The sequence below is a fragment of the Acinetobacter sp. NIPH 1852 genome (assembly GCF_022549455.1).
Taxonomy (GTDB): domain Bacteria; phylum Pseudomonadota; class Gammaproteobacteria; order Pseudomonadales; family Moraxellaceae; genus Acinetobacter.
This window is the reverse complement of the sequence record NZ_JAKZGG010000004.1, coordinates 127,255-142,399: the sequence shown is the minus strand read 5'-3', so window position 1 is coordinate 142,399 and position 15,145 is coordinate 127,255. Positions and strand designations below refer to the sequence as shown.

Sequence of the window (15,145 nt, the reverse complement as noted above, 5' to 3'; positions counted from 1 at the left end):
GATTGTTATGTCTGCCTTGCTGGTGGGTTAAATCGAATTATTTTCCTAACATTTCACGGGCGACGATTTCTTTCATGATTTCGTTAGTGCCCCCGTAAATTTTTTGTACCCGCGCATCCACAAAAAAGCGTGAAATCGGGTATTCCTGCATGTAACCGTAGCCGCCAAAAAGTTGAAGTAATTGATCAATCACTTCACATTGGACATCTGTGATAAAGCATTTCAATGCGGCAACTTGAGTGACGCTTAACTGGTGTTGTTGATACAGTGCTGCAGATTGCTCTACAAAAGCTTGGGCGGCTTTGGCTTTGATTTGCGCGTTAGCCAGCACAAACCGCGTGTTTTGCATTTGGCTTAAGGGTTGACCAAATGCTTTACGCTCCAGCACATAGTCTTTGGTGAGTTGGATTGCCCCTAAAATCGAACCCAATGCCATCATGGAAATACTCAAACGTTCACGAGGTAACTCTTGCATTAAATAAACAAAGCCTTGTCCTTCTTCACCCAAACGCTGTGTGATAGGCACGCAAACATCTTCAAAAAATAGTTCGGCTGTATCTTGGGCATGCAGCCCGATTTTTTGTAAAGAGCGACCTTTTTTAACTCCCTCTAAAGCTGCATCCACTAAAAAAATAGAAATGCCTTTTGCTTTGGCTTGCGGGTCGGATTTTGCTACTAAAACGATCAGATCGGCATGCAATCCATTTGAAATAAATGTTTTTGAACCATGAATACGGTAGTGATCATTTTCTAAAATGGCTTGAGTGCGTATCGCCTGTAAGTCTGAACCCGCATTGGCCTCTGTCATGGCTATTGCAGTGACGACTTCACCTGTCACCATTTTTGGTAACCAATAACGTTTTTGCGCTTCGGTTCCAATATTTTGCAAATAAGGAGAAACCAGCTCATTTTGCCCGCCAATAGCAACTGCCAAAGATGCAAAGCCAGCTTGAGCAGTTTCTTGAACCAGCATGAGGGAGTAATGAACAGGAGCGCCGTAACCGCCATATTCCTCGGGCACATCGATGCATAAAAAGCCATTTTCCCCAAGACGAAGCCATAGATCACGTGGGATAAGGCCATCTTGTTCCCACTGTTCATAATACGGAGCAACCTGTTCTTTTAAGAACCTGCGATAGCTGTCCCGAAAGAGTTCAAATTCTGTGTCGTGTGGCATGCTGAACCTTTTTTAGGCAAAAGTGAGGCTAAGGCCCAAACCGAAGTTTGAGCTTCCTTTTTATTTCAATTGTTTATTGCTTTATGGTGGGCACTCTGATGATGAGTGGATTATCAGTCTGCTTTTGATAAAGCTCATCAATTAAAGCGGCACGACGTTTGGTAATATTGCTTTGATTGAGGTTGCCTTTATCGGTCACTTCACCTGCATCGAGTTGAGGTGGTTCGGTCATTAAATAAAGCATGGAAACGGTATTTGAACTGCCAGTCGCATCTTTATTAAATGTCGTTAAAAATTGACGGAACCATTGCAGGACTTTTGGGTGCTGTAATATCTCTGATGCAGAATGTTCAGCAAGCGGAAGGCCTGCATATTGAGCACAAGCGTCTAATTTTGGAAAAATCAGAAAACCGACAGCATTCAGGTTTGAACCGGTAATACAAACATCTTGAACCAGTAAATTACCTTGAATCAGCACTTTGTTGCGTAGTGTGCCCACATTCACAAAAGTACCTGTATTAAGTTTAAAGTCTTCGGCAATTCGCCCGTCATACATCAAGCCTTTGGTTGGATCATTTGCATCGACTAAACGAACAGCATCACCCGTATGGAAAAAGCCTTCATCATCAAACACAGTACTTTGTTGGTCCGCCTTTAAGCGCCAATAGCCTTTCATGACATGTTTGCCACGAACACAGAACTCAAGTTTGTCGCCACATGGAACCAGCTTAATTTCACATCCAGGAGCAGGGTAACCAATAAAGCCAGCCATCACGCGTGGGCCAGTGGTAAAAGCACATGATGGTGCAGTTTCAGTCATTCCCAATCCGCTCATGATGCGAATTTTCTCTCCGCAATGTTGCTGAGCAATTTTATCGAGTCGGTTCCAGCCTGCTTCTGAAAGCGCTGCACCTGCAAAGAATAAAATTTTAACTTTGGCAAAAAAGCGGTCTCTTAATTCTTCATCTTTTTCTAAAGCTTCGGTGAGTTCTTCCCAACCTTTTGGCACATTTAAATAAACGGTTGGCGAAATTTCTTTGAGATTACGAATGGTTTCGTCGAATTTTCCTGCAACAGGTTTGCCATCATCAATGTAAATCGTGCCACCGTTATAAAGTGCAATTCCGACATTATGACTGCCGCCAAAGGTATGATGCCAAGACAACCAGTCGAGGAGTACAGGTGGTGTTTCTTCAAACTCAGGAAAAGTCTGCAACAGCATTTGCTGATTAACACACAACATTAAGTGCGTAGTCGGCACAGCTTTAGGTAACTTGGTTGAACCTGAGGTAAATAAGAATTTGGCAATTTGGTTTTCATCAAAGGTTTGATAAAACTCTTGAACATTTGAAACTGGCGTATCTAATAGCGACTGAAAAGATGTGCAGATCTGATCGCCCACAATCCCTTTATTCGTGACCACTTCAATGTCGGATGTAATACATGCCTGAATGGCTTTGGCAAAGGCTTGTCCATCGCTGGCATAGACCATGCCTGGTGTAAGCACTTTAAACACATGTTTAAGTTTGCCAAAGTCTTGAGAAATCAGAGAGTAGGCAGGGGAAATGGCCGAGAACGGTACACCTGCCAGCATGGCGCCCATCGAGAGTGTCAAATGTTCGAGATCATTGCCACTTAAAATGACCAGCGGTCTTTCTTGGCTTAAGTTACGTTCATGTAAAGCCTGAGCGATGTGCCATGCACGTTGTAAAACTTCTGCATAGCTCAGTTTGACCCATTCTCCTTGAGCATTGCGTTTTGCAGCAAAAATATGCTCAGGTTTGGTTTGGGCAAAATGGATTAACCGATCTGTCAGTTTTTGTGGATATGGTTTTAATTGCTCTTTTGGGCTGATATAGAGCATGTCATCTTTATGGTGATAATGAATATCATGTTGCCCTAATTTTACGAACCGTTCGCGGTCTTGTGATTGAGTGGCATTCATTTGCATTTCTTTCACTCCATGGCAAGCGCATTACTGCGCCTTATTTTTTGCATCATGCAATTTATATTTAATATGTCGTTTTCCGCATTAGTCCGATTAAATCGGGTAATGGCGTGATTGGGTCTGAATGGTGATCCAGCGTAGTTCGGTAAATTCGGCAACAGAGACTTTACTACCAAAACGTCCGTAACCACTCGATTTTGTTCCGCCAAATGGCATTTGAGCTTCGTCATGTACGGTTGCGCCGTTAATATGACAAATACCCGAATCAATCTGTTTAGCAACGTCTAAGGCTTGCGAAATATTTTGGCTAAACACTGCTGAAGACAGACCGAACTCGCTGTCATTTGCCAGTGCTACAGCTTCTTCGATGCTTGAAAAACGTTGAACTGTGCATACAGGTCCAAATGATTCTTCGCGGTAAAGCAGCATGTCAGGTTTAATATTGAGTACCAATGTCGGTTGCATGGAGGTGTCTTCAATATGAATGCCTAAAGGTAAGTCAGCACCTTTGTTTTGAGCATCTTCCAGCAAATGTTGAATACGGCTTGCAGCACGGCGACTTTCTAAAACACCGAGCACATTGTCTTTTGAAGTCGGATTACCTGCCTGAATAGAGCGGGTTTTCTCAATCAATTTTTCAATAAATTGGTCAGCAATATCGTCTTGAACCAAAACTCGTTCAGTCGACATGCAAATTTGCCCTTGATTAAAGAATGCGCCAAAAGCAACAGCATTTACGGCTTCATTAATGTCTGCGTCATTTAAAACCACAACAGGCGCTTTACCACCCAGTTCGAGTAAAACCGGTTTTAAATATTTTGCAGCAGTCTCTGCAATAATTTTTCCGACTTTGGTTGAACCCGTAAAATTAATGCGCTTCACCGCTGGATGAGATACTAAACGTTCCACGATTTGTGGTGCGTCTTCGGCGGCGTGAGTAATCACATTCACCACACCTTCACCTAGACCTGCTTCATGTAAAACTTCACCGATCAGGCGATGGGTGGCAGGACAAGCCTCCGATGCTTTTAATACAACTGTGTTACCACAAGCCAGCGGCATGGCAAGCGCACGGGTTGCCAAAATGACCGGAGCGTTCCAAGGTGCAATGCCAACAATGACACCGCAAGGAACCCGCACACCCATTGCAAGATTGCCTGGCACATCTGACGGAATTAGACTGCCATCAATTTGTGTGGTCATGGCTGCGGCTTCGCGTAGCATATTTGCAGCAAGGTGGACATTGAACCCATACCAAGTTGCAGTTGAACCCGTTTCTTGCATTCCAATTTGGATGAATTGTTCAGTTTTTTTGTCCATCAAATCAGCTGCTTTTAATAAGCGTAAACGGCGTTCGGTAGGCGAGAGTTTCGACCAAACCGTAAAAGCCTGTTGTGCAGAATCGATGGCACGATCAACATCATCCAAGGTCGCAGCAGCAGATTGAGAGGCCACGCTACCGTCAATTGGGCTAATACGTTCAAAGGTAGCTTGATTAGAAGCAGCACAAGCTTGACCGTGAATAAGTAACTGTACATTTTGCATGGGTTGTATCCTTACTTTGCCATTAGAAAAATCAAAAGTTAACCAGTACGCTTATAACTTTGTAAACCTGGTTTAATTGATTTTTCATCTAAAAATTGTTTCAGACCTTCTTGGCGTCCATTTTCAGTATCACGATGAATACATTGATCCAACTTGGCATATAAGTAATCTTCGTTTTGATCCCACGTCAGTTCACGGCAACGTTTGAAACCATTTTTAGCAGTACGTAGCACTACAGGATTTTTTTCAAGCAGATTGTTAGCAAGCTCGGTAACCTCTGCTTTGAGTTGAGCCAGTGGCACACTTTTGTTAATTAATCCCATCGTTTCAGCTTCTTTGCCACTAAAGGTTTTTCCAGTCATGATGTAATACAACGATGCACGATGACCGACCGTATCAGCCATTGCCTTGCTAACCAAATTACCTGGTGGAATACCCCAGTTAATTTCAGATAGTCCAAAAGTTGCTTCATCTGCTGCGATAGCAAGATCGCATGCGACAAGAGGGGAAAAACCACCACCGAAACACCATCCATTGACCATTGCAATAGTTGGTTTTGAATACATGCGGAGAAGCTGCCACTGCCAGCGACATGAGTCACGACGAATGCGTTCTTGGAAGATCTCAGGCTGTGTATCTACTTCACGGAAATACTCTTTTAAATCCATTCCTGCCGTCCATGAATCACCTGCACCAGTGAGCACCAATACTCGTGCATCTAGATCAAGCTCTAAGGTCTCAAGTACATCGATCATTTCTCGGTTTAGTGTTGGACTCATAGCATTCTTTTTTTCTGGTCGATTCAATGTAACCCATGCGATTCCATTCTCAACGTTTACATCTACAGTTTCCCAGCGGTTTTCATATGTCATGGTTAGACTCCTTGAAGTGACATTTGTTTGTACTAAGATTTAATTTAATATCAGTTAAACTTACATTCAAGTCTTTTTTGGAATTTATTCTAATAATTTTTTAATTGACTGATTTGTAATAATATTAATAATTTTAAATTTTATTTTTTAACTTTTTATTAAAAATATATTGATTTTTTGATAAGTTTAACTGATATTTTTGGGGTGTTTAATAAACAATACACAAAAAGGCTGAATGGATAGATTGGTCGAAAAAGGACAAAGTAATGGAAAAAATATTAGGACGGTCTGGCAGTGCAAAAATAACCTTACTGCTCTGTTTCGCAATTGCAATTTTTGAAGGCTTCGACCTTCAATCGATGGGCGTTGCAGCACCACGCATGCGTGCAGAATTTATGTTGGACAATGCGCAAATGGCTTGGGCATTTAGTGCTGCGATTTTGGGTACGCTACCGGGTGCTATACTTGGTGGGCGATTGGCAGATATTATTGGAAGAAAGAAAATTCTGATCTCGAGCATTTTGCTGTTCGGAATAATGTCTTTACTCACGGCGTTTGCTGCTGATTATAATTTACTACTGTTGATTCGCTTCTTGACGGGATTGGGCATGGGCGGCGCATTGCCGATTATGATTACGATGGCTTCAGAAGCTGTATCAGATCAGTATAAGGGCACAGCTGTAAGCATAATGTATAGTGGTATTCCTTTCGGTGGATTACTTACCTCGGTCGTGGCCATGTTGTTGGCGGGTGATAGTGAATGGCGTCATATTTTTTACATTGGTGGTATTGCACCAATTTTATTGATTCCTTTGATTATTAAATATTTGCCTGAATCGAGTGATTATTTACAACGCAGAACAGAACATCAAACTGCAATTCCATTTTTTGAGGTTTTATTTGCGAAAGAACGCCGTATGTCGACGATCCAGATCTGGATCAGTTTCTTCTGTACATTGGTGGTTTTGTATTTTTTACTCAATTGGCTGCCGTTGCTCATGGGCGCACAAGGTTTATCCAAGTTTGAGGCCAATTATGTCCAAATGGGCTATAACATTGGTGGTATTTTTGGATCAATCCTTATGGGGGTTATGTTAGATAAATTGCGCATGAGCTTTGTAATTAAGTTGATCTATACGGGGATTCTATTCTCATTATGCTGTCTATCCATTTCGCCAACGGTTGCTTTACTGGTACTTTCGGCAATTGGTTGTGGTTTATTTATTGTCGGTGGGCAGTCTGCATTGTATGGTTTAGCTGCGATGTACTATCCAACAGAGATGCGTGGTACTGGCGTGGGTTCAGCGGTGGCAATTGGTCGCATTGGATCATTTGCTGGACCGCTCATGGCGGGTTTCCTGCTATCACTTGGTCAAAGTTCCACAATTGTGATTGGTGCAAGTATCCCAATCATTTTAATTGCAGCGATCTCTGCTTTGTTGCTTGTCAAAAAGCCTAAACAGCCTGTACATTTAGTACAAAGCACGACGACTTAGTAAGTTTTAAATCCTAAAGGAAGTATGTGGCTTTTGCTTCATACTTCCTTTACATACCATTTTTGATGAAAGATAAATTATGGCGCGTTCGAGTTTAGTTCCAAAGAAAATACAGGATGAACCGAGACTAAGTTATATGATTGCTCGTGTTGATCGCATTATCAGTAAACATTTAACTGAGCAATTAAAACATCTCAATATTAGTTTACCTCAATTTACGGCATTGTCTGTTCTTGCGTCTAAAAGTAACCTGTCAAATGCTAAGTTGGCTGAGCGTTCATTTATCAAGCCGCAATCTGCCAATAAAATTCTGCAAGATTTATTTAGCAATGGTTGGATAGAAAAAACACCAGATCCTACTCATGGTCGTCGTATCTTGGTCACACTGACCCAAAGCGGTTTAAACAAATTGAATGAGTGCAATATTGTAGTTGAGAAAGTTGAACAAAAAATGCTGCAAGGAATCGATATCAATTTGGCATATTTAATTCGAAATAATTTGGAAGAGATGGTCAATAATCTTAAAGCTGACGAATTTATACCGTAATTTATAGACGGTATTTTACTGGATAACGCTTTTCCAAGAGATTTACATTTCCAATACTACTCATATACATGCAATACAAATTAAAAGCGCGGGCGTATGTGAAAATGATAACAACTATTTAATTTTTATAGTCTTAGGGGACGTGCTGTGAAAAAAATATTGAAACGAGTACGGCTGTTAATTTAACTAAAGATGACTAACTCAGTGATGTGATTAAAAGTTCTAAGAAAACTTTTAATCACTCATCTCGCCGTGTTTAAATTGTTCAGTAAAATATTAATATTGTAAGGCCAAGAGTTTATATGTTTTCTTCTTATGTTCATGCTTTTGCGTTGTTTTTCTCCTTGTTAAACCCCTTCCTTATGAGTGTCTATATGGTTGGGATTATCCGGAATACTGATGTAACGGTCTTTAATAAAGCCCTTATTCAAGGGAGCTTGATTGCCTTTATTGTGTTTGTTTTATTTGCTTGGGGCGGTGAGAATATTTTTAGTAAATATTTAAATGTCCGTTTTGAGTCTTTTCAAATTTTTGGTGGTTTAATTTTCTTAGTGATTGGCTATCGTTATGTGTTCCAAGGGGCCGATACCATCGGTGAAATGCGTGGTGCACCTGAGCATTTAGCTGGAACGATTGCGATGCCATTTATGATTGGGCCGGGAACGATTAGTGCGGCAGTGGTCACGGGAGTGACCTTACCTTTTACAGCTGCGGTTGCTGTGATCGCTGTTACCTTGTTCTTGACCTGTAGTATTTTGATTCTCATGAAGTATGGGCATGATCATTTACGCTATAAACATGCAAAATACATTGACCGTTATTTTGATATCGTGGGGCGCTTAGCTGCATTGCTCATCGGGACGATTGCGGTTGATATGATCGTCAATGGGGTATTTGGTCTCATGAATTCCGCAAATTTAAGTTAGAAATACGTTCTCGTGATAGGTAAAACAATCGCTCCTCGAGCAAGCGACAGTGTTTGATTGATTTAGATATATGTTTGCGATCATGAATGAGTGATAATAGTGGTGCTGTTTTCCGCTATGAGTCCCAAACATGGATCAACTAGATCAATTCCATCAGACGCCTGATGATCAATCAGAGCTTACAATGTCGGTTTTGATGACACCAGATATGGCAAACTTTTCTGGTAATGTACATGGTGGCGCTATTTTAAAACTGCTTGACCAAGTCGCTTATGCTTGCGCTAGTCGTTATTCAGGCAGTTACGTGGTGACGCTATCTGTTGATAAAGTCAATTTTAAAGAACCCATTTATGTTGGTGAATTGGTGACATTTTTAGCGAGTGTAAACCATGTTGGCCGTACTTCAATGGAAATAGGGATTCGCGTCGAAGCCCAAAATATTCAAAAACGTAGTATCAGACACACCAACACCTGTTATTTCACCATGGTTGCTGTTGATGAACAGCGCCAACCGAAACAAGTTCCATCTTTAAAATTAGATACTGATTGGAAGCGTTGTCGTTTCGAAGCAGCAGAGCAACGGAAAGAAAGGCGCCTACAAGAAGTTCATCAACCCTCATGCAGTATGTTTAAGTCTTCGCCTTAATTTTTATTTAGCCCATAAAAAAGATCGAACCGCAGCATGGTTCGATCTTTTTTTATTTATTATGAAATAGGATCAAATCATAATAAATCGATTTAAAAAAGCAGAGGTAGCTTTTAAAATCTATATTAGTTTGCTACTGGTTCAGATGCAGGAGCAGCTTCGCTTGTTGCATCAGTCGCTGGTTGTTCTTGAGTTGAAACAACAACACGGTCTTCAGTTTGTGCTTCAGTTTGAACTTCGTTAGCTGACGCAGCAAATGTAGTCGCAGCAGCAAGAGTAAGCGTCGTAGCAAGAAGTGTTTTGATAAGTTTCATTGTTGGCATCCTTTAATTTCAGTTTCATTAAAAACAGCCTGATTTGTAGATAAGCCACAAATCAAGACATGTGCTCATGCTATGTGCCAAATCTATTTACGGCAATAACCTTAACAATCTATTACGCCAAGCTTAACAATTTGAAATATTGAAGGACTTTATGTGGTTACTCTGTAAATGAATAGCCAATTATTGCGTGCTAAAATGTATGGAAATATGTTTTTTTGGATAAAAAATAAACTAACTGTTTACGCAGATTAAACATTGCTTGTGAGTTCATTAGAATTACTTAATTGAATAAACCATTCATATTTGTATTTTGAATAAGGTTATTAGATTAACTATGTGATAGTGGTCTCATTAATATATTTAAGTGAGCCTTTATTAAGGTTTGGTTGTTTGATCGCTGATTATTTCTTTTCCTGTTTTTTTCGCATTACAATGCAATAAATCCTTGTTCCTGAGTATGTCGTGAAATTCATTTCGCCCAAAGCAGTTCCAACACATATTATTTCTGGCTTTTTAGGTGCAGGGAAGACCACATTATTACAGCATTTATTAGCACAAAAACCTGAGCATGAAGTTTGGGCGATTTTGATGAACGAGTTCGGGCAGATAGGGGTCGATCAACAACTAATCAGCCAACAGGATGGTTATACCGTCAAAGAATTGTTGGGCGGTTGTTTGTGTTGTAGCAGTCAATTGCCGATGCAAATTGCGTTGGCGCGGTTATTAAGTGAAAGCAAACCCGATCGGTTATTCATTGAACCAACGGGCTTGGGGCATCCAGCACAATTACTCGATCAGCTAACAGAGCCACATTGGCAGAGTAGTCTAGAAATGCGTGCACTGGTGATCGTGATTGATGGCAGTCGTTTGCATGACCATGATTGGGTACAGCAGAATCTGTATACCGACCAGCTCAAAGCGGCACAAATTGTTGTATTGTCCCATATTGATTGTATGACCGAAGCCGACCAAGATGCGTATTTAGCGTTAAAACAAGAATATCAGACTTATGTCCAGCATTGGATCGAAGCGGAGCATGGAAAAGTCTGGCTAGATCAGCTTGATCTTATCCAGCTGCCTTTGCAACGAAAAATCCAACCTTTACTGCGATTGCAAAAAACACAGCTCGGTGATGCTGCGGAACAAGAAATCAAACAGTTGCCGTATCATTATATTGAAACTGCGCAAGGATTTACGGTCGCTGGTTGGAAGTTTTCCAAACGTTGGCAATTCAACTTTTATGATTTATTGGATCTATTGTGCGCACAGCAGGATTGGGTTCGGATCAAAGGAATATTTAATACCGATCAAGGATGGAAGAATTTTAATTTCAATCCGCAACAATTTAACTATAAGTCGGTAGAAGCAAGTATTGATAATCGAATCGAAATCATTTGTCAGGTGCAACAGGACTGGTTTGAGTTTGAAAAACAACTTTTGGCATGTCGCCTAGATGAGTCGAGTTGATTCACAAATCGCATCATTTTCTAGCAAAAATAGAGTATGCTTAGCGCCAAATTTGAGGACATGAAGCAATGGCGTTAAAAGCAACGATATATAAGGCAGACCTAAATATTGCCAATATGGATCAGCATATTTATGCAGATTATCAACTGACCCTTGCTCAACACCCATCAGAAACGATTGAGCGATTAATGGTGCGTATCCTTGCTTATGCGCGTTATGCAGATGAACATTTGGATTTCACCAAAGATCTATTTGAAACAGATGAGCCTGCTTTATGGCAAAAAGACCTGACGGGCTTGTTAGAAAAATGGATTGAAGTGGGTTGTCCATCTGAAGATAAAGTGAAAAAAGCCAGTGCGCGATGTAAAAGTGTTGCCGTGGTGACCTACGGTGCACAAGCGAATGATTGGTGGCAGAAAAGTACCAAAATCAAAACACTGAGTAATGTTGAAGTTTGGCAGCTTTCTACTCAAACCACCCAAGCACTTGAACAATTATGTGAGCGTACCATGCAGTTGCAGTTAAACATCATGGATGGTGAATGGACATTGTTGAGTGACAAAGGTCAAGTCGACATTCAGTGGCAACAATTGCAATAATAGTGAATACACCCTGAATTGAGCTGAGTTTGGAGAGACAAAAATGAGCGCAGAGTTACAGATTATTGATTTAAAAGTAGGTGAAGGTAAAGAAGCGGTAAAAGGTGCTTTAATCACCACACATTATACGGGTTGGTTAGAAGACGGAACCCAGTTCGATTCTTCACTTGATCGTGGAAATTACTTTGAAACTGTGATTGGCACAGGACGTGTAATTAAAGGATGGGATCAAGGCATCATGGGCATGCGTGTGGGTGGAAAGCGTAAACTGATCGTACCTGCACATTTAGCCTATGGTGAACGTAAGATGGGGAAAATTATTCCTGCAAACTCAAATCTAACTTTTGAAATTGAACTTTTTGATGTGAAAACACGCGACCAATAGCAATCGTTGTCTGTATCATAAATAAAGTGATTTAGCCTAGTCTTAGCTAAATCACTTTAAAATCATGTGGATATATTTGTTTTTTAATTATAATTAAGTTTGTATAAACACCTGATTTGGCATAAATTTCTTTTTATCTGATTTTCATGACAGCCTAAGAAAAAAATATTGATTCTCTAAATCGCCCTATATATCTTTGAGATAAAAGAGCAATTTTCTTTAAATGACAATAACTTGAATAAAATAATCATTTTTTGATCTTTTAAAAACTTGCTCATGACGTTGCTATCTGGCTGGGATGAACCACGAAAATAGTGACATTAATTATAAAAATTTAAATGAGTAGAGGTCGATATGAATGATTATTTGGATATCACTGCATCTGAGTTATTAAAAGAGTTACATCATTTTTTCTTGATTGATACATATGATGGCGCGGAAACGGGATTTTGGGTCAATGAAAAAGCATTGGTTGATAAACAATATTGGCTTGATGGTGAGCATAAAGTTGAAATCGTCAGGGAACTTAGTGCCTCTCATTTACATGCACCGCATAGTTATCGAATTACGCTCTTGAACCAAGAAGGTGGTGATGTTGTATTGCTGAGCTACGATGGTGTGAATAAAAAAGTACTCACTTTTCGACGTGGTGAGTGGGTCAATCGTATGTACAAATATTTTTATCAAAAAGAACGTTATTATTTACAGCAACTGGCAGACCATCCAAATTTTCAGTTGATCCAGTATTAAGCTGGCCGAATTTTAGGCATAAAAAAACCAGCTTAGGCTGGATTTTTTTACGCACCAAATTTCATTGTTGAAAAATGGTGCCCGAGGCCAGACTCGAACTGGCACGCTTTGTGGGCGGGGGATTTTAAATCCCCTGTGTCTACCGATTTCACCACTCGGGCATGTGCGCAATAATAGAGGACACTTTAAAACTTGGCAAGAGTAAAAAGGATTATTTGCTTTCTTTTCAATCAACTTATGTCTTTCTCGAATAAAAAATAGATTAAATGAACTGACTTTCATAAATTTTTCATTAAATTGAGATCAAACCTTCATCAACGCACCTTAGTTTTATTTGTTTAAAGTAATAAAAACCAAGGTAGCCATCAAATGACAGCAAAAATTTCACGACGGGAACTGATTCAAAAGAGTTTATTTGGTTTTGGGGCTTTGTCTTTATCCGCAGGTTTTACAGGGTGTAATAATAGTTCAGATAAAGAAAGCAATGCGCTGAAAGTCAGTTTTGATCATGGTGTAGCGAGCGGTGATCCATTGCAGGGTCGTGTGATTCTTTGGACACGTCTTAGCCCAAACGATTCAAGTGCACGTTTGCAAGTCACTTGGGAAATTGCCTTAGATGATCAATTTAAGCAAATCGTTAAGACGGATAAGGTGACAACGGCAGCAGCACAAGATTTTACGGTTAAGGTCGATGCAACAGGTTTGACACCGAATCAAAACTATTACTATCGCTTTATTTTTGGTGATAAAAAGTCTCCTGTTGGACAAACCAAAACACTGCCGACCAGTGCCTCGAAAGTCAGTTTCGCAGTGTGTTCTTGTTCGAATTATCCCGCTGGCTATTTCTATGTGTATCGTGAAATGGCAAAGCAAAATGTCGATGTGGTGATTCATTTAGGCGACTATATTTATGAATATGGTGCGGATGGTTATGCCTCAGAAGATGCAGCCAAACTCGGAAGAAGCTTGGCAGCTGATAATGATCAAGAAATTATTAAATTAGATGATTATCGCAAGCGTTATGCGCTGTATCGTAGCGATAAAGATCTACAAGCCCTGCATGAACGTCATCCATTTATTGTTGTTTGGGATGATCATGAGTTGGCCAATGATACTTGGAAAGAGGGTGCGGAGAATCATCAGGAAAACGAAGGTAGTTTCCTTGAGCGTAAACTTGCAGCATTGCAAGCCTATTTTGAATGGATGCCGATTCGTCCAGTATCTAAGACAGATCATTTAAATATTTATCGTCAGTTTGATTTTGGCAATCTGGTACAACTGACCATGCTGGATACCCGAATTTTAGCACGAGATAAACAACTTGATTATGCAGACTATTTGACTGCTTCAGGTTTGGATATTCAAAAGTTTCAACAAGATTTAACCAATCCTGCACGCACTTTGATGGGCTATACCCAACGTGATTGGTTGCTGGGGAAATTACAACAATCCACCGCAACATGGAATGTATTGGGTCAGCAGATTCTTATGACCAAAATGCTAATTCCAGCTGAATTATTATTGTCGCTTGCAGAAATTACTTCAGGCAATCCAAGCACAGACACATTAAATCAAATGACGACTCAGATTACTGAGTTAGTGACTCTGAAAATGCGTCTTAAACAAGGTGATCCAAGCCTCACTGAGCAGGAAAAAGCACGTGTGCTGACTGTCGCTCCATATAATTTAGATGCTTGGGATGGTTATTTTGCTGAACGTGAGATTCTATATGGCACTTTGGCGCAGTTAAGGAAGAAAGTCGTGGTCCTTGCAGGGGATACGCATAATGCATGGTCGTCTAATTTATATAGCAAAGATGGTGCTTTTGTCGGTGTTGAGCTGGCAACCAGTTCTGTATCTTCGCCGGGGATGGAAAAATACCTTAATATTCCTACGGCACAGCTTCAACAATTCGAGTTCGCATTTACCGCGCTGATTGATGAATTAAATTACTGCAATTTGAATCAACGAGGTTATTTGATGGTTCAACTTGATGAAGCTCAAGTTGAATCTCAATGGATTTATGTCGATTCGATTAAAACAGCAGAATATACGGTGGATGCAAGCCGACAGCATCAATTGGTCTTAGATGTGAATTTATTGCCGATGCAGACTGCACAGCAAGTCGCATAAGTCTAAGAACAAAAAAGCCAAGTCAGTGTACTTGGCTTTTTTTATACTTCGCTAAATTTCAGGCATAAAAAAACCAGCTTACGCTGGAATTTTTTGCACCATATTTCATTAGCTGAAAATGGTGCCCGAGGCCAGACTCGAACTGGCACGCTTTGTGGGCGGGGGATTTTAAATCCCCTGTGTCTACCGATTTCACCACTCGGGCTTTACCAATGGAGGCGGAGGTCGGAATCGAACCGGCGTACACGGAGTTGCAGTCCGCTGCATGACCACTCTGCCACCCCGCCATCTCTTGGTGATGCACATATTAGCAATCTTTAGAAAAAAAACA

14 protein-coding genes and 3 tRNA genes are annotated in these 15,145 nt (G+C 40.5%); 9 read left to right on the top strand and 8 right to left on the bottom strand.

Features of this window, described 5'->3' with window-relative positions; translation table 11 throughout:
* Nucleotides 1-37: 37 nt before the first annotated feature.
* From MMO38_RS05090 to MMO38_RS05075, 4 genes are all read right to left on the bottom strand, one after another.
* Nucleotides 38-1,177, bottom strand: a complete 1,140-nt coding sequence (locus tag MMO38_RS05090; protein ID WP_241322797.1) for an acyl-CoA dehydrogenase family protein — start codon at nucleotides 1,175-1,177, stop codon at nucleotides 38-40.
* 73 nt (nucleotides 1,178-1,250) lie between these two features.
* The gene (locus MMO38_RS05085) at nucleotides 1,251-3,137 is read right to left on the bottom strand and encodes a feruloyl-CoA synthase (protein ID WP_241322796.1); all 1,887 of its coding nucleotides are present in this window, start codon (nucleotides 3,135-3,137) and stop codon (nucleotides 1,251-1,253) included.
* Nucleotides 3,138-3,218: 81 nt separating this feature from the next.
* Nucleotides 3,219-4,670 carry an aldehyde dehydrogenase gene (locus MMO38_RS05080; protein WP_241322795.1) on the bottom strand — a complete coding sequence of 484 codons (1,452 nt, stop codon included), beginning with the start codon at nucleotides 4,668-4,670 and terminating at the stop codon, nucleotides 3,219-3,221.
* Nucleotides 4,671-4,708: 38 nt separating this feature from the next.
* The gene (locus MMO38_RS05075; protein ID WP_241322794.1) at nucleotides 4,709-5,542 is read right to left on the bottom strand and encodes a p-hydroxycinnamoyl CoA hydratase/lyase; all 834 of its coding nucleotides are present in this window, start codon (nucleotides 5,540-5,542) and stop codon (nucleotides 4,709-4,711) included.
* Nucleotides 5,543-5,808: 266 nt separating this feature from the next.
* Here MMO38_RS05075 and mhpT point away from each other — a divergent pair, with 266 nt between their 5' ends.
* The 4 genes from mhpT (at nucleotide 5,809) to MMO38_RS05055 (ending at nucleotide 9,157) form a co-directional block, all read left to right on the top strand.
* Complete coding sequence (gene mhpT, locus MMO38_RS05070; protein WP_241322793.1) at nucleotides 5,809-7,038, top strand: 3-(3-hydroxy-phenyl)propionate transporter MhpT; 1,230 nt, start codon at nucleotides 5,809-5,811, stop codon at nucleotides 7,036-7,038.
* Nucleotides 7,039-7,117: 79 nt separating this feature from the next.
* Entirely contained in the window at nucleotides 7,118-7,585 is a 468-nt protein-coding gene (locus MMO38_RS05065) for a MarR family transcriptional regulator (RefSeq protein ID WP_241322792.1), read from the top strand.
* Between the two features lie 302 nt (nucleotides 7,586-7,887).
* Nucleotides 7,888-8,511, top strand: a complete 624-nt coding sequence (locus MMO38_RS05060) for a MarC family protein (protein ID WP_241322791.1) — start codon at nucleotides 7,888-7,890, stop codon at nucleotides 8,509-8,511.
* A 130-nt stretch (nucleotides 8,512-8,641) separates the two neighbouring features.
* Complete coding sequence (locus MMO38_RS05055) at nucleotides 8,642-9,157, top strand: acyl-CoA thioesterase (protein WP_004670298.1); 516 nt, start codon at nucleotides 8,642-8,644, stop codon at nucleotides 9,155-9,157.
* A gap of 125 nt (nucleotides 9,158-9,282) precedes the next feature.
* On the opposite strand, the gene MMO38_RS05050 is transcribed toward MMO38_RS05055, so the two are convergent.
* Nucleotides 9,283-9,471, bottom strand: a complete 189-nt coding sequence (locus MMO38_RS05050; protein ID WP_004670299.1) for a hypothetical protein — start codon at nucleotides 9,469-9,471, stop codon at nucleotides 9,283-9,285.
* 471 nt (nucleotides 9,472-9,942) lie between these two features.
* Between MMO38_RS05050 and MMO38_RS05045 the strand changes: the two genes are divergently transcribed.
* The 4 genes from MMO38_RS05045 to MMO38_RS05030 all read left to right on the top strand — a co-directional run bounded on the left by MMO38_RS05045 (nucleotide 9,943) and on the right by MMO38_RS05030 (nucleotide 12,681).
* The gene (locus tag MMO38_RS05045; protein ID WP_241322790.1) at nucleotides 9,943-10,947 is read left to right on the top strand and encodes a GTP-binding protein; all 1,005 of its coding nucleotides are present in this window, start codon (nucleotides 9,943-9,945) and stop codon (nucleotides 10,945-10,947) included.
* Nucleotides 10,948-11,015: 68 nt separating this feature from the next.
* Nucleotides 11,016-11,546, top strand: a complete 531-nt coding sequence (locus MMO38_RS05040) for a YaeQ family protein (RefSeq protein ID WP_005197931.1) — start codon at nucleotides 11,016-11,018, stop codon at nucleotides 11,544-11,546.
* Between the two features lie 43 nt (nucleotides 11,547-11,589).
* Nucleotides 11,590-11,931: an FKBP-type peptidyl-prolyl cis-trans isomerase gene (locus MMO38_RS05035; protein ID WP_004670305.1), complete on the top strand. Its 342-nt coding sequence runs from the start codon at nucleotides 11,590-11,592 to the stop codon at nucleotides 11,929-11,931.
* Nucleotides 11,932-12,285: 354 nt separating this feature from the next.
* Nucleotides 12,286-12,681, top strand: a complete 396-nt coding sequence (locus MMO38_RS05030) for a hypothetical protein (RefSeq protein ID WP_241322789.1) — start codon at nucleotides 12,286-12,288, stop codon at nucleotides 12,679-12,681.
* A 75-nt stretch (nucleotides 12,682-12,756) separates the two neighbouring features.
* On the opposite strand, the gene MMO38_RS05025 is transcribed toward MMO38_RS05030, so the two are convergent.
* A tRNA-Leu gene (locus MMO38_RS05025) sits at nucleotides 12,757-12,842 on the bottom strand.
* Between the two features lie 208 nt (nucleotides 12,843-13,050).
* Between MMO38_RS05025 and MMO38_RS05020 the strand changes: the two genes are divergently transcribed.
* Entirely contained in the window at nucleotides 13,051-14,814 is a 1,764-nt protein-coding gene (locus tag MMO38_RS05020; RefSeq protein ID WP_241322788.1) for an alkaline phosphatase D family protein, read from the top strand.
* Nucleotides 14,815-14,933: 119 nt separating this feature from the next.
* Here MMO38_RS05020 and MMO38_RS05015 read toward each other — a convergent pair.
* Nucleotides 14,934-15,019, bottom strand: a tRNA-Leu gene (locus tag MMO38_RS05015).
* 8 nt (nucleotides 15,020-15,027) lie between these two features.
* Nucleotides 15,028-15,101, bottom strand: a tRNA-Cys gene (locus MMO38_RS05010).
* Nucleotides 15,102-15,145 lie beyond the last annotated feature (44 nt).